Consider the following 22,150-nt stretch of genomic DNA (forward strand, 5'->3'; position numbering starts at 1 on the left):
GGGTGATCAAGGGGTTGCGCGTTGCGGAATGGACCAACGGGTGACTACCCCGCGTCGTGCTCCCCACCTACATTGCGTAGGCAGAGGAGGCGAGGATGCCGGGCGAGTTCAAGGTGGGCGATCTGGTCACGGTGCTGCCGCCGTACGAAGGTGACCCGTACATCCTGAATTTCCAGCATTACGGGCGGATCGCCGCGGTCGAGCATCGCGAGAACATGGGCGCCGATCACTACCTGGTCGAGCTGGACTCCACATTGCCACCGCGGCGGCAGGTGGGCCCGTTCCCGGCCGGGCGGCTGGCCAAGGGATGGCGCGATCAGAAGGGCCGCTGGCTGGTCGAGTGAGCCGGCGCCGCGCGGGAGTAGAGCAGCTGTCAGTTCTTGACGGCCACGCCCCCGGACATCTGCACGTGGGTGTCCTCGATCGCCTCCGCCTCGGCGTCCGGCCGCCACCGGTTGACCAGCACCACGCCCGGGTCGACCAGCTCGAGGCCGCGGAACAGCGCCCGCACCTCGTCGTCCGTGCGCTCCTTGGCCGGGATGCCGCGCGCCCGGTAGACCGCCGCCGCCTCGACCGCCTGCAGGTTGTGCGCCGTCACGGTCGAGATCGACAGGGTGCTGCCGGGCGGGAACGGGGCCAGCAGGCCGTCGATGATGGCATGCGCCTCGGCCTCGTCGGTGATGAACTGCAGGACCGCGATCAGGCTGATCGAGACCGGCTCGGCCGGGTCGAGGTTTTGCCGCACCTCGGGGGAGGTCAGGATCGCCTCGACGTCGCGCAGATCGGCGTCGATGTACGCGGTCGTGCCCTGCGGCGCCGAGGTGAGCAGCGCGCGGGCGTGGACCAGCACGATCGGGTCGTTGTCGACGTACACGATCCGGGACGCGGCGTCGACGGACTGGACCACCTCGTGCAGGTTGGGCGAGGTGGGCAGGCCGGTGCCGATGTCCAGGAACTGCCGGATGCCGCGCTCGGCGGCCAGGTAGTGCGCCACCCGCGCCATGTACTGCCGGTTGGCCCGCATGGAGATGGGCAGGCTCGGCGACGACTCGACGATCGCGGCGGCGGCCTGCCGGTCGGCCTCGAAGTTGTCCTTGCCGCCGAGCAGGAAGTCGTAGATGCGCGCCGAATGCGGCACCGAGGTGTTGAGATCAACCGGCATGGGAAGAACTTATCGCACGGTCCATTTGATACCCCGACGAAGTTCGATCTCTTGAAGCGGACGAATCGGGCGTCCGCCGGGCAAATCCGGGGGTACTCTGCGCGGTGACGGGACGTCACCTCAGCGTTGAGAAAGGACGGTGTCGGCGGTGCGGGTCGGCATTCCCAGCGAGATCAAGAACAACGAGTTCCGGGTGGCCATCACCCCTGCGGGCGTCTACGAGCTCGCCCGCTCCGGACACGAGGTCTATGTGCAGGCGGGCGCCGGCGCCGGCTCGTCGATCACCGACGGTGACTTCAAGGCGGCCGGTGCGACGATCCTGCCGTCGGCCGACGACGTCTGGCAGACCGGCGAGCTGATCCTCAAGGTCAAGGAGCCGATCGCCGAGGAGTACCCGCGGATGCGAGCCGGCCAGGTGCTCTTCACCTATCTGCACCTCGCCGCGTCCAAGGAGTGCACCGACGCTCTGGTCGACCGCAAGATCACCGGCATCGCGTACGAGACGGTGGAGCTGCCCGACCGGTCGCTGCCGCTGCTCGCACCCATGTCCGAGGTGGCGGGCCGGCTCGCGCCGCAGGTCGGCTCGTACCATCTGATGCGTTCCGGCGGCGGGCGCGGCGTGCTGATGGGCGGCGTGCCCGGGGTCTATGCCGCCAAGGTGGTGGTCATCGGGGCCGGGGTCTCCGGCATGAACGCGGCCGCCATCGCGCTGGGCATGCAGGCCGAGGTCCTGGTGCTCGACCGCAACATCGCCAAGCTGCGCGCGGCGGACGCCGACTATCGCGGCCATCTGCAGACGATCGCTTCCAACGCGTACGAGATCGAGAAAGCCGTCGTGGACGCCGACCTGGTGATCGGCGCCGTGCTGGTGCCCGGAGCGAAAGCTCCGAACTTGATCTCGAACGAGCTGGTGAGCCGGATGAAGCCGGGCAGCGTGCTCGTCGACATCGCCATCGACCAGGGCGGCTGCTTCGAGGACTCGCGGCCCACCACGCACGCCGACCCGGTCTACCGCGTGCACGAGTCGATGTTCTACTGCGTGGCCAACATGCCCGGCGCGGTGCCCCACACCAGCACCTACGCGCTCACCAACGTCACTTTGCCGTACGCTCTGGAGCTGGCCAACCTGGGCTGGCGCGCGGCGTTGACGGCCGACCCCGCGCTCGCCCTCGGGCTGAACACGTACGACGGACACGTCACCTACGGACCGGTCGCGGAGGCGCACGGCATGCCGGTCCGGCCGATCGCCGAGGTGCTCAGCTGAACATCGCGCGTGCCATCGACGCCTATCTCGATCATCTGACGGTCGAGCGTGGGCTGTCGCGCAACACGCTCGCCTCCTACCGGCGCGACCTTTCGTCGTACGCGAAGTTCTTGGATGGCTCGGGGGTCTCCGATCTGTCCGGCGTGCGGGCGGCGGACGTCACCGCGCACCTCGCCGCGCTCCGCGACGAGGGCCTGGCGTCGGCGTCGGCCGCGCGGGCGATCAGCGCGGTGCGGGGATTCCACCGGTTCGCGGCGCGCGAGGGCCTGGTCGCGGCCGATGTCGCCGCCGAGGTCAAGCCGCCCTCGCCCCCGAAGAGACTGCCCAAGGCGCTCGACGTGGACCAGGTCGAGCGCCTGCTGGCGGTGGCCGACGACACGCCGCTCGGCCTGCGCGACAAGGCTCTGCTGGAGTTCCTCTACGGCACCGGGGCGCGGATCTCCGAGGCGGTGGGCGCGGCCATCGACGACCTCGATCTGGCCGGCGAGCCGGCCGCGATCCTGCACGGCAAGGGCGGGCGCACGCGGCTGGTCCCGGTGGGTGGGTACGCCAAGGCCGCGATCGACAATTATCTGGTACGGGGACGGCCCGCGCTCGCCGCCCGGGGCAAGGGCACGCCGGCCGTCTTCCTCAACGCCCGCGGGGGACGGCTGTCGCGGCAGAGCGCCTGGACGATCCTGCACCGGGCCGCCGAGGCCGCGGGCATCCCGGCGGTGAGCCCGCACACGCTCCGCCATTCGTATGCCACGCACCTGCTGGACGGGGGCGCCGACGTGCGGGTCGTGCAGGAGCTTCTCGGGCACGCCTCGGTGACCACGACGCAGGTGTACACGCTGGTGACAGTGGATCGGCTGCGCGAGGTCTACGCGACCGCTCACCCGCGCGCTCGTTAGACGCTGCGCACCCATAGATGGCGACACGCCGGACCGGCACCCCGAACGGGCGCCGCGCGTGGCGTACAGTCGGGCATCGGCTCCGGCTGCACGAGTCGGAAGGGGGCGAGGGCGATGTCGGACAACGGATCACGGGCGGAGGCCTGGACCTCCACGCTGCGGGAGCAGCAGAACTCCCTGGATCTCGGCGCCGACCTGGGCCCGGCCGACCCCACGGCGTACACGATGCGCCGCCCGATCCCCGAGCCGATGCCGACCGACCGGCACGGCCCCGCGCGGATCATCGCCCTGGCCAACCAGAAGGGCGGCGTCGGCAAGACGACCACCACCATCAACCTGGGCGCCGCGCTGGCCGAGTACGGCCGCAAGGTCCTGCTCGTCGACTTCGACCCGCAGGGCGCCTGCTCGGTGGGCCTCGGCGTCAACCCGCACAACCTCGACCTGAGCGTCTACAACCTGCTGATGCAGGACGACGTCGCCACCGAGGACGTGATCATCAAGACCGACGTGGCCGGCCTGCACCTGCTGCCGGCCAACATCGACCTGTCGGCCGCCGAGATCCAGCTGGTCAACGAGGTCGCCCGCGAGATGGCCCTGGCGCGGGCGCTGCGCTCGGTCCGCAAGGAGTACGACTTCATCCTGATCGACTGCCAGCCCTCGCTGGGCCTGCTGGCGATCAACGCGCTGACCATCGCGCACGGCGTGCTCATCCCGCTGGAATGCGAGTTCTTCTCGCTGCGCGGCGTGGCGCTGCTGCTCGACACCATCGACAAGGTGCGCGAGCGGCTCAACTTCGACCTCGAGCTCGAGGGCATCCTGGCCACCATGTACGACTCCCGCACCACCCACTGCCGCCAGGTGCTGCAGCGCGTGGTCGAGGCGTTCGGCGACAAGGTGTACCAGACCGTCATCACCAAGACGGTCAAGTTCCCCGAGTCCACCGTGGCCGGCGCCCCGATCCTCACCCTCGACCCGGCGTCCTCCGGCGCGCGCAACTACCGCCAGCTCGCCCGCGAGGTCATCGCCGCCAAGGCCGAACGCGGCTGACCCGTGCTGTTCGCTCTCGGGACGCCGGTGGCGTTCGCCGCCCTCGTCTGCTCCTTCCTGCTCGCCCTCGTGCTGCGCGCGGTCGCGATCCGGCTGGCCGCCCGCAGCCTCGGCTTCGCCCACCGCGGCGAGTCGATCACCCCGCGCCTGCGCGAGGACGTCGACCCGTTCGGCGCGGTCGCGGCCGCGATCGGCGGCATGGGCTGGGGCAAGCAGCTCTCGGTCGACGAGATCCCGCGGCACCGCGGCCGCGGCCGGGCCGCCCTGGTGTTCCTGGCCGGCCCGCTGACCTGCCTCGTCATCGGCGAGATCCTGATCGCGGCGTACTCGTTCGCCTTTCCCGGCGACCTGCTGGCCTTCATCGGCCCCGCCGACGTGCTGCGCGGCATCGACCTGCCGGCCGGCCAGGCCATCCTGCTGTCGCTCGGCGTGGGGCTGGTCTGCTTCGGCCTGCTCGCGCTCATCCCGATCCCGCCGCTCGACGGGTTCGGCGTGCTCTACAGCGCGCTGCGCCGCCCCGGCAACGGCATGCAGTGGATGCGGCTGTGGTTCGAGGACAAGAACATCGGCGTGCTGATTTTGCTGATCTGCTGCCTGTTCCCGCTGCCGGCCCCGTTCCTGCTGCGCATCGTCGACGCGCTCGGGCTGTTCTTCGTGCGGGTGTGGGGCTGAGCCATCGTGACGGGCGCGACCGTCACCGGCTCGGGCGCGGTGGCGTCCCGCGACGCCGTCCGGCGGCGGGCGGCCACCCGGCGGACCAGCTCGGCGACGCCGCCGAACACCAGCGATAGGCCGAAGCCGAGGGCCAGGGCGAGCAGCGGGTTCTCGGCGAACGCCGCCCCGCCCAGGAAGCCCAGCCCGGCGGTGTAGGCGGCCCAGGCCAGCGCGGCGACCGCCGAGGCCGGGCTGAACCGGGACAGCGGCAGCCGGGCCGACCCGCAGGCCAGGTTCATCGCCACGCGTCCGCCCGGCAGGAACCGCGAGGCCACGATGAGCAGGGCGGGACGGCGGTCGAGCTGGCGGCCGGCCGCGGCCACGGCCCGGCTGACGTGCCGGGACCGGCCGATCAGCCGGGGGCCGAAGACGCTGCGGCTGAGGCCGTACGCGAGATGGTCGCCGATGAAGACGCCCAGCGCGGTGGCCACCACGACCAGCGCCAGGATCGGCGTGCCGCCGTGCGCGAACACGCCCGCGGACAGCACCGCGGCCTCCGACGGGATCATCGGCAGCACGCCGTCCAGGCTGCTCAGCCCGGTCAGCACCGGATAGAGCACCGGCGCGGCCATCAGCGGTTCCACCAGGGTCATCAGGTTCATGCGCTGCAGCGTGAGCCCGCGGCACCGGCCGGGGCGTCGGCCCTCGGTATCGGGCGCGGTCCCTCCCGGGTAGGGGGCCGGATACCTCCGCGGTTGGACGCGTCCCCGAGGGCGATCTTGTTAGGGTCGCCGGATGAGGCCGCGCTGGGTGACGGACCGGCGGCGCCGGCGACTCCGGCCGGCGCTCGCGCCGCTGCTGTGGTGGGCGGGCACGACCCTGTTCGCGCTCGGGATGCTCTTCTTCAACGTGGGAGTGGCCGCGACGGAGTTCGCGGTGCCGCCGGTGATCGCGCTGGTGGCGGGCTTCGGGCAGAGCGCCGCGCTGGTCCTGATCCGGATCCGGCCGACCGAGGCGACCGCGCTTCAGCTGGTGTCCGTCGCGGTGCTCGGGGTGGCCATCCCGTCCGGCGCCGGACCGACCTGGCCGCTGACCGCGGCGGGCGCGATCATCCTGATCGCGCACGTCGGCCTGACCACCGCGCGTACCGACCGGCGCACGGCGGTGGCCACCTTCTGGGCGATCGAGCTGGTGCTGCTGCTGGTGATGCTGCTCGACCCGCGCGAGCGGGAGGTCTCCGACTGGCTGCCGATCATGATCCTCTACCCGGTCTTCGCGGGCCTGGCGCTCGGCGGCGTGCTGATCGGCCGCCGGTGGCGGGAGGTGCGCCGGGAGCTGGCCGACGCGCGGCGCGACGTCGAGGCCGAGCAGAGCCAGCGGGCGGTCGCCGAGGAGCGCACGCGGATAGCGCGCGAGCTGCACGACGTCGTCGCGCACAACATGTCGGTGATCCACATGCAGGCGACCTCGGCGTCGTACCGGCTGAAGAACCTGGACCCGGCGGCGAAGGCTGAGTTCGCGCAGATCGCGGCGGGCGCGCGCTCGACGATGCGCGAGATGCGGCAGCTGCTGGCCGTGCTGCGCGACGAGAGCGCGGACGCCGAGCTGGCGCCGGTGCCCGGCCTGGACCGGCTGGCGGAGCTGGTCGAGTCGGCCGCCCGGGCCGGGGTGCCGGTCGAGGTGCACGAGGCGGCCGGAACCGTCGTGCTCCCGGAGAGCGTCGCGGTGGCCGGCTATCGGATCGTCCAGGAGTCGCTGAGCAACATCATCCGGCACGCGCCCGGCGCCCGTACCCGGATCGATCTTGATCTTGAAGGTCCGGACCTGATGCTGTCGATCGTGAACGAGGCGGCGGCCCGGCCGGCCGAGCCGATGGAGGCGCCCGGTCGGGCCGGTCACGGACTGGCCGGAATGCGGGAACGGGCGCAACTTGTCGGCGGAACGTTGGAGAGCGGCCCGCGCGACGACGGTGGGTACAGCGTCGTGGCGCGGCTGCCGATCGGAGGTCAGGAGTGATCCGCACGTTGATCGTGGACGACCAGTCGATGATCCGGGTGGGCATCCGCGCGATCCTGGAGGCACAGGACGACATCACGGTCGTGGGCGAGGCCGAGAACGGGCAGCTGGGCGTCGAGCGGTGCCGCCGGCTGCGCCCCGACGTGGTGCTGATGGACGTCCGGATGCCGGTGCTGGACGGGCTGGCCGCGACCAGGGCGCTGCTCGGCCCGGAGCGCATCGAGGGGCACACACCGCGGGTGCTGATGCTGACCACGTTCGACCTGGACGACTACGTCTATGCCGCGCTGGCGGCCGGCGCCAGCGGTTTCCTGCTCAAGGACAGCGAACCGGAAGACCTGCTGCGCGCCGTGCGGGTGGTGGCGGCCGGCGAGGCGTTGCTGGCGCCCAGCATCACCCGCCGCCTCATCGAGAACTTCGTCGAGTCGAGGCCGCGCCCGCCCGCCGCCGCCACGGCGCTCAACGGGCTCACCGACCGCGAGCGGGAGGTGCTGCGCCTGATGGCGCTCGGCCGGTCGAACGCCGAGATCGCCGCGTCGCTGTTCATCGCCGAGCAGACCACCAAGACGCACGTCAGCCGGATCCTGCAGAAGCTCGATCTGCGCGACCGGGTGCAGGCCGTGGTCTTCGGGTACGAGAACGGACTGGTCACGCCGGGCAACCAAGGATGATCTTCCGCGGCGGGCCAGTCACCCGCGGACACGCTGCGGCGTTGTATCGGTACGCAGCGCTGTTCTCGAGGCGGTCGGAGGTGCCGGAGTGAGCCCGGAACAGGTCGTCGTACCGGTGGTCTACGGTCAGCAGGTGCCTGACGACGCCGCTTCGCCGACCCCCGAGGATCTCGACGCGGTCCCGGCCGGGGACGATTCGGGCAAATTTCTCGTCCGGCTGGACAACTTCACCGGCCCGTTCGACCTGCTGCTGCAGCTGATCGGCAAGCACAAGCTCGACGTCACCGAGGTCGCCCTGCACACGGTGACCGACGACTTCATCGCCTACATCCGGGCCATGGGCGACGACTGGGACCTCGGCGAGGCCAGCGAGTTCCTGCTGGTCGCCGCGACCCTGCTCGACCTCAAGGCGGCCCGCCTGCTGCCCGCCGCCGAGGTGGAGGACGAGGAGGATCTCGCCCTGCTCGAGGCGCGCGACCTGCTCTTCGCCCGCCTGCTGCAGTACAAGGCGTTCAAGGAGGCGGCCGCCCACATCGCCGAGCTGGAGGGCACCGGCGCCAAGCGCTATCCCCGGGCCGTCTCGATGGAGCCGCGGTACGCCGAGGCCCTGCCCGACCTGGTGCTGGGCGTCGGGGTCGAGCGGTTGTTCAAGCTCGCGCTCAAGCAGTTCACCCCCAAGCCCGGCCCGCCCCAGGTGTCGATCGCGCACATCCACCAGGCCCGGGTCAGCGTCCGCGAGCACGCCCAGCTGCTGCGCGACCGCCTGCGCCGGGCCGGCAGCGCCACGTTCACGCTGCTGGTGGCCGACTGCGCGAACACGCTCGAGGTGGTCGCCCGGTTCCTGGCGCTGCTCGAGCTGTACCGCGAGGGCCTGATCGAGTTCGAGCAGCCGGTGTCGCTGGACGAGCTGACCGTCCGCTGGGTCGGCGGCGACGCGGCCGACGTGGAGCTCGACATCGACGACTATGAGGGCAGCAAGCCGGAGCCGGATCAGGCCGCCGAGCCGCCGCCGGAGGGGCCGGGTGGTTCGGGTGGTTCGGATCTGTCCGCGGAGGGGAACGCCCTCGACGCGGACGACGGGTTCGACGGGGAGTCGGGCCGGGGCGATGACGAAGAGTTCGGCGACGTGTCCGGCGGGGGCGACGTCGCGGGTGCGGCCGTGGTGGAGGAACGATCGTGAGCAACGACGAGCAGCCCGAATCGCTGGCGCAGCAGGCGGCGGCCTGGGTGCCGCCGTGGGAGCGGCAGCCGCGGACGCCGGACCGGGCATATCAGGCCGAGGCCGAGGCGCGCGCGGCGGCGGGCGACGGCGAGGAGCAGCCCGACGACGATGAGGTGCGGTCGGAGGCGGAGATCTCCGACGATGACGACTACGACGAGGCCTTCGAGGGTGCCAACCCACCCGGGTATTGGACGTCCAGCCGGGCGGAGGACGCGGGCGGGCAGGCCGAGGGCGACGAGCAGGCCGAGGGCGACGAGCGGGCCGACCCCGACGAGCGGGCCGACTCCGACGAGGACGCCGACTCGGACGAGCGGGCCGACGCGGACGAGCAGGGCGACTCCGACGAGCAGGGCGACTCGGACGAGCTGGGCGAGGGCGAGCCCGAAGAGGCGGCGCTGGGCGGGGCGGGGGACGAGCCGGTCAGCGTCGATCAGCCGATCGAGGTGGGCGAGGAGGAGCCGGAGCCGTCGGCGGGCGAGGTCGGGCCGGAGCTGCCGCTGCCGGAGGCGGTCGAGGAAGCGGCGGAGGAAGCGGCGGAGGAGGCCGAGGAGGAGGGCGAGGACGGCGTCCCGGCCGACGCGCCGTTGCCGGCCGACGGGGACGACGCCGGGGACGTCTTCGACCAGGCCGCCGATGACGACGTCAGCGATGACGGGGCCGATGACCTGCCGTTCGGGGACGGGGATGACGCGGCGGGGGAGGACCTCGGCGAAACCGGCCCGTCGAGCACGACGCCGGCGGCGGACGATGACGCTCGGGCGGCGCGTTCCGCGAACCCGGTGCCGGAGCAGGGCGGGCGGCGGAAGGACCCCGCTGCTGCGGTCGGGGACGCCGGATCCCGTACGGATAATGATCTTCCGGAATTGGCCGACGACGGTGAGTTGACCGCCGCGCTCGAGGCCATCCTGCTGGTGGTCGACGAGCCGGTGGCGGAGATGCAGCTCGCCCAGATCCTGGAGCAGCCGACCGAGCGCGTGGCGGCGCTGCTCGAGGACATCTCGGCGCGGTACACGGCGGCCGGGCACGGCTTCGATCTGCGCCGGGCCGCCGGTGGGTGGCGTCTCTACACGCGGCCGGAATACGCGGCCTACGTGGAGCGGTTCGTCCTCGACGGGCAGTCGGTGCGGCTGACCCAGGCGGCGCTCGAGACTCTCGCGGTCGTCGCCTACAAGCAGCCGGTGACCCGATCGCGGATCTCGGCCATCCGCGGCGTCAACTGCGACGGGGTCATGCGTACGCTTGTCACGCGCGGACTGATCGAGGAATGCGGCATCGAGGGCGAAACGGGGGCTCACCTGTATCGCACCACGCCGCTGTTCCTCGAGAAGCTCGGCCTCAACTCCGTTGACCAGCTGCCGCCGCTCGCCCCGTTCCTGCCCGACGATGTGGAAGAAGTGCTCGATGCCCCAGGCTGACACCGCCGAACGCCTCCAGAAAGTGCTGGCCGCCGCCGGTGTGGGGTCCCGCCGCGCCTGCGAAGATCTGATCTTCCGGCGGCGGGTCACCGTCAACGGCAAGGTCGCCAAGCTCGGCGACAAGGTGGATCCGGCGACCGCCGAGATCCTGGTCGACGGGCAGCGGGTGATCACCGACACCAAGCTCGTCTACATCGCGATGAACAAGCCGCGCGGCGTCGTCACCTCCCTCGACGACGAGAAGGGGCGCACCGAGCTGGCCGACTTCCTCGGCCAGTTCGACCAGCGGCTGTTCCACGTCGGGCGGCTCGACGCCGACAGCGAGGGCCTGCTGCTGATCACCAACGACGGCGAGCTGACCAACAAGCTCACCCACCCGTCGTACGGGATCTCCAAGACCTACCTCGCCGAGGTGATGGGCCCGCTGCCGCGCACCGTGGGCCGGCGGCTGCTCGCCGGGGTGGAGCTCGAGGACGGCCCCGCCCGCGCCGACGCGTTCAAGCTCGTCGACGCGCTCGGCAAGACCGCCCAGGTCGAGATCGTCCTGCACGAGGGGCGCAAGCACATCGTCCGGCGGATGATGGAGGCCGTCGGGCATCCGGTCACCCGGCTGATCCGTACGGCGGTCGGGCCGATCCGGCTCGGTGACCTGCGGCCGGGCGGCTTCCGGCATTTGTCGAACGCGGAGATCGCCGCGCTCTACAAGGCCGTGTCCCGCGACGCCTAGGGTCGCCGCCTGTGGGCGCTCGGTTGAGGCGATCTTGATAAGTTGCGGTGAAGTGCGCGCGGCGACTCATCATCCTTCGCTGCGCGCCGAGTTCGCCGACCGGAAATAGGCAGATAAATCGGGCGGATGGCGCGGCGGTTCCGCGATGCGGCCTGCGATTTCAGCCCATCGGGACGGACAGCATCTACGTCTCCGCCCGGGTAGGCAATTATCAGGAGTTTCCGTATTACGGCGCTCCGCTGATCGACCAGATGTGGGTCCGGTAGTCACGCGGCCCGGGTGTCTGACAGATCACATCGGTCGCGATCAAGTCATGGGACGTCCTGTCGACCATAGGGAACACCTCCCCCGGACGAGGAGGGAAGCTCTCGAGGAGGATCCGTGACCCGCCTGCCGATCCGTTTCGGCCTGCCTGTCGCCGCGTTGCTGCTGATCGGCGCGACCGGCTGCGCCGGCGCCGACCCGTCCGGGGCCGCGGCCGACGCCGCCGCCCCCAACCCCGGCACGATCGGGATCGCCATGCCGACCCGCGGGGAACAGCGCTGGATCGCGGATGGCGACAACATGGTCAAGCAGTTCCAGGCGCTCGGCTACGGCGTCGACATGAAGTACGCCGACAACGACGCCCAGCAGCAGGCCGCCCAGCTCGACGAGATGATCGACCGAGGCGACCGGGCGCTGGTCATCGGCGCCGTCGACGGCACCGTGCTGGCCGACGCGCTGCAGCGGGCGCACGCCAAGGACATCCCGATCATCTCCTACGACCGGCTCATCCGCGGCTCGGCCGACGTGGACTACTACGCCAGCTTCGACAACTTCAAGGTCGGCGTGCTGCAGGCGACCACGATCGTGAACCGGCTCGGCCTGCGCTCCGCCGGCAAGGCGCACACCATCGAGCTGTTCGCCGGCTCGGCCGACGACAACAACGCCACGTTCTTCTTCAACGGGGCGATGAGCGTGCTCCGCCCGTACCTCAAGGCCGGCACGCTGGTCGTGCCGAGCGGGCAGACCACCTTCGCCCAGGCCGCGACGGCCAAGTGGGAGGGCGCGAACGCCGCCGCCCGGATGAAGAAGCTGCTCACCGGCGAGCGCCTCGACGCGGTGCTGGCGCCCAACGACGGCATCGCGCGGGCCCTGATCGGCGCGCTGCGGGAGGCCGGCTACGGCAAGCTGCCGGTGATCACCGGCCAGGACGCCGAGCTCGACTCGGTGAAGCTGGTCGACCAGGGCGTCCAGACGCAGACCGTCTACAAGGACACCCGGGAGCTGGCGAAGGTCGCCGTGCAGATGACCGACAAGGTGCTCTCCGGCGAGAAGCCCGAGATCAACGACACCACCACGTACGACAACGGCGAAGAGGTGGTCCCGGCGTTCCTGCTCCAGCCGGTCAGCGTGGAGAAGGCGAACCTCCGGTCGGTGCTGATCGACGGTGGCTACTACTCGGAAGGGGACCTGGCATGAAACGCCTCGCCTCCGCGTTCCTCGACCGGCCGGTCGCCGTCAAGCTGAGCGCGCTGGTCGCGGTGAGCGTGCTGGCGCTGCTCACCTGCCTGGTGGTCAGCAGCCGCACCTCAGCGCAGGCCACCCGCACCGCTGACAACCTGAAACGGCTGAACCTCGCCGGCACGTACGTGATGCAGCTGAACCGCCTGGCCAGCGAGCTGAAGGCGAACGGCCTGGAGGCCATCGCCCGGCCCCACCCGGCCGATCAGAAGGCCGCGCTCGGCGGGGCGGTCCAGGAGAGCCGCGCCCTGCTCGACCAGCTCGCCGCGGCCGACCTGCCGTCCGCGCAGACCGCGAGCGTCGCCGAGCTGCGCACGGTCTACGAGGAGTACATCGACGTCGTCACCCGGTACGTGACCGGCGCGCAGAACGACCTCACCACCGCCCGGCTGGGCTGGGCGCAGATCGGCGTGGACAACTACCTGGTCTCCGCCGTGCTGCGCAACGAGCGCGCCGAGTTCGCCGGGGTCGTCGCCGCCGCCGAGTCCGCGGCCGCCGCCGAACGGGCCACGGCCAACCGCGTCATGTGGGCCACGGTCGGCGTGGCCGCGCTGGTGGTCGTCGCCCTGGCCTGGATCGTGGTCGTGTCGATCACCCGGCCGCTCGTCCGGGTGCGCCACGCCCTGCGCGCCGTCGCCGGCGGCGACCTGACCGCTTCGGCCGACGTGACGGCCAGGGACGAGGTCGGCCAGATGGCCCGCGACCTCGACACCGCCCTGGCCGAGATGCGCGGCGTGGTCGGCTCGGTCACCGAGTCGGCGACCGCGGTGGCGGCCGCGGCCGAGGAGCTGTCGTCGAACTCGGCGGTGATGGCCGACGCCGTGCAGGAATCGGCGCGGCAGAGCGAGCAGGTCGCCCAGGACGCCGGCACGGTCTCGGAGAGCGTGCAGGCGGTCGCGGCCGGCGCCGAGGAGATGGGCGCGTCGATCGGCGAGATCGCGCACAACGCCGCCGAGGCGGCCCGGGTGGCCGAACGGGCCGTGTCGATCGCCGAGCACACCAACGCGCAGGTCGGCAAGCTGGGCGCCTCGTCCGAGGAGATCGCCACCGTGGTCAAGGTGATCACGCAGATCGCCGCGCAGACCAACCTGCTGGCGCTCAACGCGACGATCGAGGCGGCCCGGGCCGGGGAGAGCGGCAAGGGCTTCGCGGTCGTCGCCGGCGAGGTCAAGGACCTGGCGATGGAGACGGCCAAGGCCACCGAGGACATCTCCCGGCGGGTCGAGACCATCCAGGCCGACACGGCCGGCGCGGTCCAGGCGATCGGCGAGATCAGCTCGGTCATCACCCGGATCAGCGACTTCCAGACCACGATCGCCAGCGCGGTCGAGGAGCAGACGGCGACGACCGCGGAGATGAACCGGGGCGTGGCCGCGGCGGCCACCGGCGTCGGCGGCATCGCGGCCACCGTCGACGGGCTGGCCGAGACGTCCCGGGTGACCAACCAGGGCGTGTCCCAGTCGAAGGACGCGGTCGCCGAGCTGAGCGCGATGGCGAACCGGTTGCAGGCCCTGGTCGGTCAGTTCCGGGTCTGAGCGGTCAGGCCCGGAACAGCTGCGGCTCGGCGACACTGCCGTCCTCGGCCCGCAGCTTGGCCAGCGCGTCGGCGTACATCCTGGTCTTGATCGTCCGCAGTGCCGGCCCCGCCTTGGCGGCGTGCTGCTGAGCGAGGGCCATCGCACGGGCGCGCACCTCGGGTTCGGTCACCGCCTCGTCGACGATCTGTTTCGCGTACGCGTCAAGACCGCCGAAACGACGGGCCGTGACCATCGCCTCGTGCGCGGCCGGCGGCGTCAGCCGCGACTGGATCAGCGCGCTCATGCCGACCGAGAAGGGAATGTTGATGTCGGCCTCGGGCAGGCACCAGTAGCCGCGGTCGGCGCGCATGACGCGCAGGTCGTGACAGAGGCTGAGCATGGCCCCGGCCGCGAACGTGTGCCCCTGCAGAGCGGCGACGGTGACCATCGGCAGGCTGAGGAACCGGGCCAGCAGGGCGTGCACCGCGGTGATGTAGGTGGCGAATTGCTCCGGATGCTCGCCGAGCCACTCGAGGTCGAGGCCGTTGGACCAGATCTTGCCGGTCGCGGTGGTGACGAGCGCGCACGGCTCGTCGCCCTTCTCCACCTCGTCCAGCAAAGCGTTGATGCTCGTCATCCAGTCGGGATGGAAGCGGTTGTCGGAGGCGCCGAGGTCGAGGACGAAGACGGCGTCGTGGCGGTCGAGCGTGGGCATGTGTCGCTCCCTCCGTTATTACTCGTCAGTAACATACCCTAGTTCGTCGATGCTTTCCACGGCGGGCACAATGGGACGGTTGGGCGAGCGGATTCGGGAGGAACGGTGGCGGAAGAAGTGCGGCCGGAGAAATGCGTGGTGGCCGTCGACGGGCCCTCGGGCTCGGGCAAGTCCACCGTCTCCCGGCGACTCGCCGCCGCCATCGACGGGGTGTACCTCGACACCGGCGCGATGTACCGCGCGGTGACCTGGGCCGTGCTGCAGGCCGGGGCCGACCTGGCCGATCCCGAGACGATCGCGAAGATCGTGCTGGAGACCGAGTTGTCGATCGGCACCGATCCGCTGGCGCCGAGCTTCGCGGCCAACGGCGTCCCGGTCGACGGCCCGATCCGCGGGCCCGAGGTCACCGGCGCCGTGTCGGCGGTCGCCGCCGTGCCGGCCGTGCGGCGCCACCTCGTGGCCCTGCAGCAGGCGATCATCGCCGGCGAGCCGCGGATCGTGGTCGAGGGCCGCGACATCGCCTCCGTGGTCGCTCCCGACGCCGACCTCAAGGTGTATCTGACCGCGTCCGCCGCCGCGCGGGCCGCCCGGCGCAGCGCCGAGGACGCCACCGATGTGGCCGCCACGTCGGCCGACCTGGCGCGGCGCGACAAGCTCGACTCCTCTCGGGCCGCGGATCCGCTGCGGCAGGCTTCCGATGCCATTTCGGTCGACACGACCGGGATGGGGATCGACGAGGTTGTCGCGTACCTCTTGAAGCTTCTGAATAGCAGGGTGAGTCAGTGAGTGAGCTTTCCGCCGGACTCGACATTCCGGATATTTCGGATTCGTCGCCCGGTCCGGTGCCGGTCGTCGCCGTCGTCGGCCGTCCCAACGTCGGCAAATCAACCCTGGTCAACCGCATCATCGGCCGCCGCCAGGCGGTAGTCGAGGACGTCCCCGGGGTGACCCGCGACCGCGTCCCCTACGACGCCCAGTGGAACGGCCGGCATTTCACCGTCGTCGACACCGGCGGCTGGGAGCCCGACGCCCGCGACCGCGCCGCCGCCATCGCCGCCCAGGCCGAGATCGCCGTCCAGACCGCCGACGTGGTGGTCTTCGTCGTCGACGTCACCGTCGGCGCCACCGACGTCGACGAGGCCGCCGTCAAGATGCTGCGGCGCAGCCACAAACCGGTGATCCTGGTCGCCAACAAGGCCGACAACGCTTCGCTGGAGATGGAAGCGGTGTCGCTCTGGTCGCTGGGGCTCGGCGAGCCGCATCCCATCTCCGCCCTGCACGGCCGCGGCTCCGGCGACCTGCTCGACGACATCCTCGCCGCCCTCCCCGACCCGCCCCCCATCGTCGAGGGCGGCCCGCGCGGCCCCCGCCGGGTCGCCCTGGTCGGCCGCCCCAACGTCGGCAAGTCGTCGCTGCTCAACAAGCTCTCGAAAGAGGAGCGCGCCGTCGTCGACTCGGTAGCCGGCACGACGGTCGACCCCGTCGACTCGCTGGTCGAGATGGACGGCGAGGTCTGGCAGTTCGTCGACACCGCCGGCCTGCGCAAGCGGGTCAACCAGGCCTCCGGCACCGAGTACTACGCGTCGCTGCGCACCGCCGGCGCCGTCGAGGCCGCCGAGGTCGCCGTCGTGCTGCTCGACGCCGCCGAGGTCATCAGCGAGCAGGACCAGCGGGTGCTGACCCAGGTCGTCGAGGCCGGCCGGGCCCTGGTGATCGCCTTCAACAAGTGGGACCTGGTCGACGCCGACCGCCGGATCTATCTCGACAAGGAGATCGACCGCGAGCTCAAGCGCATCCCGTGGGCGATCCGGGTCAACATCTCCGCCAAGACCGGACGCGCGGTCGACAAACTGGCGCCGGCGCTGCGGCGCAGTTTGGATTCTTGGGAGCAGCGGGTTTCGACCGGGGCGCTGAACCAGTGGCTGACCGCCTTGACACAGGCCACGCCGCACCCGGTGCGCGGGGGGCGGGCGCCCCGGGTGTTGTTCGCTACGCAGGCGGGGGTGGCGCCGCCGCGGTTCGTGCTGTTCACCACCGGGCCGCTGGACGCGGGGTATCTGCGGTTCATCGAGCGCAAGCTCCGGGAGGAGTTCGGGTTCGAGGGGTCGCCGATCGAGCTGTCGGTGAAGCCGCGGAAGAAGACGGGGCCGGGGGGTCGTGGAAAGGCGCATGGGTAGAGGTTGTAAGGTGTAGAGGTTGCCGCGCGGTGTTAGGTGCCGGGTGGCATCGGGCTGTAGCGCAGCTTGGTAGCGCACTTGACTGGGGGTCAAGGGGTCGCAGGTTCAAATCCTGTCAGCCCGACTTTTGGAACGTCTTCGCAGGTCATAGGCTTGCGAGACGTTCTTTTTATTGATGTCCAACGATGCATGGCGTCGATTGACCCCTTTACTAGGGGCTCGCGTGTACGAGCCTCTGGGCAATGTTTTACCAGCTCAGAGCCGCTTTTTTCTGGCAAGCGACCGCTTCTGTAGAACCCTTGACTCGGCGTGCCTCTTCCATTGCTGATCCACTTCGCCTGGCGGCGTCGTTAGGCGTTGCTGCAGGTCAGTGCGCTGTGTTGGCCGTTCGGGTGTACGGCCTTGAGGTCGCGGGGCAGAGGCACGACCCTTTACTCGTGAGCCGGCACCGCACGGTGGCGGCGTTCCAGGGTGGAATATGAGCACGCCGCTTGGTGACCCCTTGACTCGGGCGGTTGCGGCGGTAGTCAGCGACCCCTTGACTGGAGGCGGGCGTTGAAGATCGAGAGTGTGCGGGCCGAGGCGTGGGCGCTGCTGCTCAGGGACTGGGATCGGTCGTTGCGGGCCGGGAACCATCCGGAGACCACTACGTGCCCGCGGTCTCGCAACTTGCCGCCTATCTCGGTGAGCAGGCGCGGGAGACTGATGCCGCTTCGGACCCGACCCTTGGGTGATCGAAACGCGGTCGGCGGTTGCTGTCCGATTTACCCGCGACAAGGCGGAGTATGCGGTATCGCGTGGCGCTGTGGTCGCCGGCTCGGTCCGACGGCCCTAATGCCGGGGGATGTGTCGGTAGCCGTCACGGTCGCTCCATCAACACACTGACAACAGCGGGGGCTGCCTGAATCTTGACGAACGTTGGGTCCGAGTGCCCGGTTGCTGCGCCGCCAAACCGGCCACGAAACAGGTGCAGGGGGTCTCCACTCCGACCGCCGCAGGCACGTCGATCGGCCGGAGGACCTCGCCGGCGTGCTGGACGCTGGGTGTCGGATTGCGTAGGCCGGTCGACGACATTCGCGCATGCGAGGCGAGAGCGCGTACAGTCGGTGGTGACCGATGGCTTCGTCATCGGTGCCGGTCTCGGCCGGCGTGCGCGGCCCGGCAGCTGCTGGAGGCCGCGCCCTTCACCGGCCTCGGTGGACCTCGTCTTGCCCTTGTCGTCGGGCTGGGCCCGCGCCTGCGTTGGTCCCGGACGACGGGAACGTCTCATGGCATCGCCGACCTACCAGCCTGATTCAGCAGCCGCCTGCGGACCGCCTCAGGCGCAGCTGGAGCCGAAGGGATTTCGTCACACGCTGCTTGACGCGGGCTGGTGGCCGAGTTCGGCCGACCTCGACGCGGAGTTGCGTGTTCTGGTGCCGGTCCTCGAACACGTCCGGGGTCCGGTGACACGGCTGCTGCTGAGCGTCGGAGGCTGGGCGGCCCGACCGCACGAGATCATCACGGACGGCCGTACGGTGACCCTCGGCTACCTGGCCGGGCAGTCCCCGTCCATGATGACGGTGCTCTGCGCCGACGGCGGTATGTTCACCGTGCGTGTGGCGCCGCCCGGACCAGCATTCGGCGCATTGGGCCGGCCGGGAACGGGACGGGATCAGGATGGCTGTCAGAGCGAGGGAGGCGGGCTCGGCCTGCTGCCGAAGCGGGCAGTTCGATGACGCCGGCCGCGCTCAGCGGGGTACGCCCGGTCAGCCATCGCATCATGAACGAGGCCTTCTACCGGGCTGTCACCGCGGCGGGGCGGGCGCCGTCGGCGCACAACACGCAGCCGTGGCGGTGGCGGGTGAGCAACGGCGCGCTGGACCTGTTCGTGGACCAGGATCGAATGCGGGAGTTCCCCGACCCCGACGGGCGACTTGCCACGATCAGCTGTGGCGCCGCCCTGCATCACGCCCGCCTCACCCTCGCCGCGCGAGGCTGGCGGGCGACGGTGACGCGCCGGCCCGACGCTGCCGACCCGACCCACCTGGCGCGCCTGCACATCGACGGGTCTGCTCCGGTCAGCCGGGACACCGCCGGCCTGGCGCGGGCCATCCGGCTGCGCCACACCGATCCACGCGCGGTCACCGGTAGCCCGGTCGAGCCGGGGGATCTGCGGACCATCACTGCGGCCTTCGAAGCTCAGCACGTCCGCGTCGCGGTGCTACGCTCAGACCAGATCCTCCAGCTCACCGTGACGACCGCCCACGCCCGCAACACCGAACCGGCCGACGCACAGTGGCACGCGGAACTGGCTCTGTGGGCCGGCAGTGATCGCATCGCCGGCGCCCTCAACGACCTGAGGTCGCCCATCGCGCACGGCGAGCACGACCGGGCGGCGACCTTCGCGGTGCTGCACGGCTCCCGTGATCAGGACCTCGACTGGTTGCACGCGGGCGAGGCGCTTTCCGCCGGATCACTCGTTGCCGCCGGACTCGGGGTGTCGGTTCTGCCGTTCAGTGCGCCGGTCGAACACGCCGATGCCCGCGAAACTCTGCGAGGCGCCGTACCCGACCTCGGCTGTCCGTATCTGATGATGCGCCTGGGTCACCACGCCACCGAAGCGATCGCACCGCCCACCCCAAGGCTGACGGCCGCTCAGAACATGGAGCTTCCCCGCTGACAATGACCGCCAGGACCACACCGGGCCAGCCGCTGCTTCGCCGGCGGGCTTGGCGCATCGGGCGAAGAACTGGTGGACGCCCGCGGAGATTCCCCCCCGGGGCTGGGCGTGACGGACTCACCCGGTGCCGCGGACTCGTCGCAAGCGTACCGTCGCGTCGGGTCCGTCCTCGTGCTACCCGGCGCCTCCAGTCGCACGCGAAGCTCCGCCGCACTACTTACTGGAGGAGCTTCACGGCCACAAACCCGAGATGGCAGACCTGGTCGCGCCGAGCTGGCGACCGACTCGGTGCAGATTTCGGGTGCCCGGTTGAGGTTCGGCCAACGGGCGGCCGCTGACGGTCGGGGGACGTGCCGGATCGCAGACGCTCGGCGATAGCAGGTTCGCCGCGGCCGCGATTGAGCGAGCGGGCTTTGGTTGATATTGCCCAGGTATACCCTGATCTGGGTCAGGGCACTGGAGACGCCTGGTGGACGAACGGGGTGCGGTGGGCAGGATTCTGGTGGTCGATGACGAGCCGGATCTTCGGTTCATCCTGCGGCGGTACTTCACCCGTGCCGGTCACGAGGTGACCGAGGCCGGCGACGGCGCCGCCGCGCTCGCCTCTGTGCATCAGTCGCCGCCGGATCTGGTGGTGACGGACATGATGATGCCGGTGATGGGTGGCGTGGAGCTCATCCGTCGGCTGCGGGCCGACCCGGTGACTACGGCGATTCCGATCCTCTCGGTGAGCGGGGACTGGCAGTTGGCGGTCGATGCTGACACCGCGCTGGCCAAGCCGTACCTGCGCGCCGAGATACTCGCAGCGGCTGAGGAGCTGCTTCAACAAGGGCGGGGCACGAAGTGAAGTGGCTGTCGACGGGGCTGGCGGACCTCGACCTGATCCTCGGCGGTGGGCTGCAGCCGGGCTCGGTCGTGGTCGTGGCCGGGCCGCCCGGTTCGGGTAAGACCATCCTGGCGCAGCAGATTTGTTTCACCAACGCCACCGCCGAGAACAAGGCCGTCTACTACACGACCTTGTCGGAGCCCCACTCCAAACTGGTGGAGCACCTGCGGGGCTTCGCGTTCTTCGACCCGACGGCCCTGGGGCCGAAGGTCGAGTACGTGCACCTGGGTGACATGCTGCGCGACACCGGCGACAACGACCTCGAACCGCTGATCAACGAGGTGGTCCGCAGGGCCCTCGACGACGAGCCGGTCCTGGTGGTCATCGACAGCAGCAAGATGCTGCGCGACTTCGTCGGCGAGCACGCTCTGCGGATGGCGCTCTACGACCTTTCCAGCCGTGTCGCGCACAGCAGGGCGGTGTTGCTGCTGCTGGGTGAGTACACCCCTGAGGACATGCAGACAGGAGCGGAGTTCACCCTGGCCGACGGCATCGTGCAGCTGTCGCATCAGTCCCGCGAGCCGGTCGACCGGCGCGGCCTGCGGGTGGTCAAAATGCGCGCCGCCGACCATCTCGGCGGCACGCACACGGTGCAGATCACCACCCAGGGCCTGCAGGTGTATCCCCGGGTCGAGTCGTTGCTGCCGCACGACGTACCGGCCAAGGTCGAGCGGATCCCGTCGGGCGTCCCCGGCCTGGATGCGTTGATGGGCGGCGGTATACCGCACGGTGACGCCACTCTTGTCTTGGGACCGTCCGGGGTGGGTAAGACGATCAGCTGTCTGAACTTCGTCGCCGAAGGCCTGGCCCGAGGCGAGCGGTGCCTCTACATCGCCTTCCAGGACACCGTGGATCAGCTGGTCGACATGGCAGGCACGTTCGGTTGGGACTTCGCCGCCGCCCGTGCCGGTGACCAGTTGGTGATCTCCCACGTACCCGTAGGCGACCTCGACCTCGATGTCCTGGCCTCGGTGATCCGCCACCGTCTCACCGACAGTGCGATCACCCGGGTCGTGATCGACAATCTGGCCGAGATGGTCCACGCCGCGCGGGAGGCCGAACGGTTCCCTGCCTACCTTCGCAGCCTGCTCGGCGTTGTCCGGGCCGCCGGCGCGTCCCTGTGGGTCACCAGCGAGACCAGAACGTTCGGGCCGATGGAGGAACCATTGGTCGGACTGATGTTCCTGTTCCACAACGTGGTTCCGGTCCGCTACATCGAACACCGATCCGAGATCGGCCGGGCCGTCAACGTCCTGAAGATGCGCAACAGCCGCCACGACAACGGCATGTACACCTGCCGTATCGCCGACGAAGGCCTCAGCGTCGGCGACCGACTCCACGACCTTACTGGGATGCTCGGCTGGAGCTCCCTGCGCGACTGGCCGACTCCATCAGGCCACGACGGGACCGCTACGAGTCAGGCGGCCGCGGTCGATGCCCCCACAAACCATTGAATGACCTCACCGCATTGCTTGGATCTCGCATTATCATCATGCCGCACCGGAGCGGCCGTCCGGCGCGGCGATTCCGGTGAGGCGGCTTACGTGGCGTGACGGCCGAAGCGGATCATCGGGTACGGGTAGCCGAGTTGCGACAGCGGGGCTTGGTGGCGGCCTTGG

Annotated in this window: 20 protein-coding genes, 1 tRNA gene and 1 pseudogene; 19 read left to right on the forward strand and 3 right to left on the reverse strand. The window is 70.5% G+C overall.

What is annotated here, in order from left to right:
• Window positions 1-95 precede the first annotated feature (95 nt).
• Complete coding sequence (locus ACFQS1_RS31210; protein WP_378975346.1) at window positions 96-344, forward strand: hypothetical protein; 249 nt, start codon at window positions 96-98, stop codon at window positions 342-344.
• A 29-nt stretch (window positions 345-373) separates the two neighbouring features.
• On the opposite strand, the gene ACFQS1_RS31215 is transcribed toward ACFQS1_RS31210, so the two are convergent.
• Entirely contained in the window at window positions 374-1,162 is a 789-nt protein-coding gene (locus tag ACFQS1_RS31215) for an SAM-dependent methyltransferase (RefSeq protein WP_378975348.1), read from the reverse strand.
• Between the two features lie 148 nt (window positions 1,163-1,310).
• Here ACFQS1_RS31215 and ald point away from each other — a divergent pair, with 148 nt between their 5' ends.
• From ald to ACFQS1_RS31235, 4 genes are all read left to right on the forward strand, one after another.
• A complete protein-coding gene (gene ald, locus ACFQS1_RS31220; protein WP_378975350.1) occupies window positions 1,311-2,426 on the forward strand; it encodes an alanine dehydrogenase in 1,116 nt (371 codons plus the stop codon).
• A complete protein-coding gene (xerD, locus tag ACFQS1_RS31225; protein WP_378975407.1) occupies window positions 2,423-3,319 on the forward strand; it encodes a site-specific tyrosine recombinase XerD in 897 nt (298 codons plus the stop codon). The genes ald and xerD overlap by 4 nt, the downstream gene beginning before the upstream one ends.
• Window positions 3,320-3,433: 114 nt before the next feature.
• Complete coding sequence (locus tag ACFQS1_RS31230) at window positions 3,434-4,366, forward strand: ParA family protein (protein WP_378975352.1); 933 nt, start codon at window positions 3,434-3,436, stop codon at window positions 4,364-4,366.
• A 3-nt stretch (window positions 4,367-4,369) separates the two neighbouring features.
• On the forward strand, window positions 4,370-5,038 hold the full coding sequence (locus tag ACFQS1_RS31235; RefSeq protein ID WP_378975354.1) for a zinc metalloprotease: 669 nt from the start codon (window positions 4,370-4,372) through the stop codon (window positions 5,036-5,038).
• 191 nt (window positions 5,039-5,229) lie between these two features.
• Here ACFQS1_RS31235 and ACFQS1_RS31240 read toward each other — a convergent pair.
• A pseudogene (locus ACFQS1_RS31240) lies at window positions 5,230-5,682 on the reverse strand (DedA family protein); the annotation flags it as partial.
• A 133-nt stretch (window positions 5,683-5,815) separates the two neighbouring features.
• On the opposite strand from ACFQS1_RS31240, the gene ACFQS1_RS31245 reads away from it, so the two are divergent.
• The 7 genes from ACFQS1_RS31245 (at window position 5,816) to ACFQS1_RS31275 (ending at window position 14,109) form a co-directional block, all read left to right on the forward strand.
• Window positions 5,816-7,036 (forward strand): sensor histidine kinase, encoded by a 1,221-nt coding sequence (locus ACFQS1_RS31245; protein WP_378975356.1) that lies wholly within the window; start codon window positions 5,816-5,818, stop codon window positions 7,034-7,036.
• Window positions 7,033-7,707 carry a response regulator gene (locus ACFQS1_RS31250; protein ID WP_378975358.1) on the forward strand — a complete coding sequence of 225 codons (675 nt, stop codon included), beginning with the start codon at window positions 7,033-7,035 and terminating at the stop codon, window positions 7,705-7,707. Before ACFQS1_RS31245 ends, ACFQS1_RS31250 begins: the two co-directional genes overlap by 4 nt.
• 115 nt (window positions 7,708-7,822) lie before the next feature.
• On the forward strand, window positions 7,823-8,887 hold the full coding sequence (locus ACFQS1_RS31255; protein ID WP_378975409.1) for a segregation and condensation protein A: 1,065 nt from the start codon (window positions 7,823-7,825) through the stop codon (window positions 8,885-8,887).
• 707 nt (window positions 8,888-9,594) lie between these two features.
• On the forward strand, window positions 9,595-10,344 hold the full coding sequence (gene scpB, locus ACFQS1_RS31260; RefSeq protein ID WP_378975411.1) for an SMC-Scp complex subunit ScpB: 750 nt from the start codon (window positions 9,595-9,597) through the stop codon (window positions 10,342-10,344).
• Window positions 10,313-11,071, forward strand: coding sequence for a pseudouridine synthase (locus ACFQS1_RS31265; RefSeq protein ID WP_378975360.1), 759 nt, complete (start codon window positions 10,313-10,315; stop codon window positions 11,069-11,071). The genes scpB and ACFQS1_RS31265 overlap by 32 nt, the downstream gene beginning before the upstream one ends.
• Before the next feature lie 381 nt (window positions 11,072-11,452).
• Window positions 11,453-12,532: a multiple monosaccharide ABC transporter substrate-binding protein gene (chvE, locus tag ACFQS1_RS31270; protein ID WP_378975362.1), complete on the forward strand. Its 1,080-nt coding sequence runs from the start codon at window positions 11,453-11,455 to the stop codon at window positions 12,530-12,532.
• Window positions 12,529-14,109: a methyl-accepting chemotaxis protein gene (locus ACFQS1_RS31275; RefSeq protein ID WP_378975364.1), complete on the forward strand. Its 1,581-nt coding sequence runs from the start codon at window positions 12,529-12,531 to the stop codon at window positions 14,107-14,109. Before chvE ends, ACFQS1_RS31275 begins: the two co-directional genes overlap by 4 nt.
• Before the next feature lie 4 nt (window positions 14,110-14,113).
• On the opposite strand, the gene ACFQS1_RS31280 is transcribed toward ACFQS1_RS31275, so the two are convergent.
• Window positions 14,114-14,806, reverse strand: a complete 693-nt coding sequence (locus ACFQS1_RS31280) for an enoyl-CoA hydratase-related protein (protein WP_378975366.1) — start codon at window positions 14,804-14,806, stop codon at window positions 14,114-14,116.
• A gap of 105 nt (window positions 14,807-14,911) precedes the next feature.
• On the opposite strand from ACFQS1_RS31280, the gene cmk reads away from it, so the two are divergent.
• The 7 genes from cmk (at window position 14,912) to ACFQS1_RS31315 (ending at window position 21,985) form a co-directional block, all read left to right on the forward strand.
• Entirely contained in the window at window positions 14,912-15,592 is a 681-nt protein-coding gene (cmk, locus tag ACFQS1_RS31285) for a (d)CMP kinase (RefSeq protein WP_378975368.1), read from the forward strand.
• On the forward strand, window positions 15,589-16,983 hold the full coding sequence (gene der / locus ACFQS1_RS31290; protein WP_378975370.1) for a ribosome biogenesis GTPase Der: 1,395 nt from the start codon (window positions 15,589-15,591) through the stop codon (window positions 16,981-16,983). The genes cmk and der overlap by 4 nt, the downstream gene beginning before the upstream one ends.
• Window positions 16,984-17,033: 50 nt before the next feature.
• Window positions 17,034-17,107: transfer RNA gene (locus tag ACFQS1_RS31295), tRNA-Pro, on the forward strand.
• Between the two features lie 1,144 nt (window positions 17,108-18,251).
• Window positions 18,252-18,701 (forward strand): DUF5994 family protein, encoded by a 450-nt coding sequence (locus ACFQS1_RS31300; protein WP_378975372.1) that lies wholly within the window; start codon window positions 18,252-18,254, stop codon window positions 18,699-18,701.
• Complete coding sequence (locus ACFQS1_RS31305) at window positions 18,698-19,645, forward strand: nitroreductase (RefSeq protein WP_378975374.1); 948 nt, start codon at window positions 18,698-18,700, stop codon at window positions 19,643-19,645. The genes ACFQS1_RS31300 and ACFQS1_RS31305 overlap by 4 nt, the downstream gene beginning before the upstream one ends.
• A 469-nt stretch (window positions 19,646-20,114) precedes the next feature.
• Window positions 20,115-20,492: a response regulator gene (locus ACFQS1_RS31310; protein ID WP_378975376.1), complete on the forward strand. Its 378-nt coding sequence runs from the start codon at window positions 20,115-20,117 to the stop codon at window positions 20,490-20,492.
• Entirely contained in the window at window positions 20,489-21,985 is a 1,497-nt protein-coding gene (locus tag ACFQS1_RS31315) for an RAD55 family ATPase (RefSeq protein WP_378975378.1), read from the forward strand. Before ACFQS1_RS31310 ends, ACFQS1_RS31315 begins: the two co-directional genes overlap by 4 nt.
• Window positions 21,986-22,150 lie beyond the last annotated feature (165 nt).

Source organism: Paractinoplanes rhizophilus, from assembly GCF_042664765.1.
In the GTDB taxonomy this organism is placed as follows: domain Bacteria; phylum Actinomycetota; class Actinomycetes; order Mycobacteriales; family Micromonosporaceae; genus Actinoplanes; species Actinoplanes rhizophilus.

Excerpts from the sequence above, each read along its gene's own strand:
- ACFQS1_RS31210 (WP_378975346.1), top strand. The coding sequence starts at position 96 with ATGCCGGGCGAGTTCAAGGTGGGCGATCTGGTCACGGTGCTGCCGCCG.
- ACFQS1_RS31245 (WP_378975356.1), top strand. The coding sequence starts at position 5,816 with ATGAGGCCGCGCTGGGTGACGGACCGGCGGCGCCGGCGACTCCGGCCG.
- ACFQS1_RS31305 (WP_378975374.1), top strand. The coding sequence starts at position 18,698 with ATGACGCCGGCCGCGCTCAGCGGGGTACGCCCGGTCAGCCATCGCATC.
- ACFQS1_RS31215 (WP_378975348.1), bottom strand. The coding sequence starts at position 1,162 with ATGCCGGTTGATCTCAACACCTCGGTGCCGCATTCGGCGCGCATCTAC.
- ACFQS1_RS31275 (WP_378975364.1), top strand. The coding sequence starts at position 12,529 with ATGAAACGCCTCGCCTCCGCGTTCCTCGACCGGCCGGTCGCCGTCAAG.
- ACFQS1_RS31300 (WP_378975372.1), top strand. The coding sequence starts at position 18,252 with ATGGCATCGCCGACCTACCAGCCTGATTCAGCAGCCGCCTGCGGACCG.
- ACFQS1_RS31280 (WP_378975366.1), bottom strand. The coding sequence starts at position 14,806 with ATGCCCACGCTCGACCGCCACGACGCCGTCTTCGTCCTCGACCTCGGC.
- ACFQS1_RS31230 (WP_378975352.1), top strand. The coding sequence starts at position 3,434 with ATGTCGGACAACGGATCACGGGCGGAGGCCTGGACCTCCACGCTGCGG.
- ACFQS1_RS31265 (WP_378975360.1), top strand. The coding sequence starts at position 10,313 with ATGTGGAAGAAGTGCTCGATGCCCCAGGCTGACACCGCCGAACGCCTC.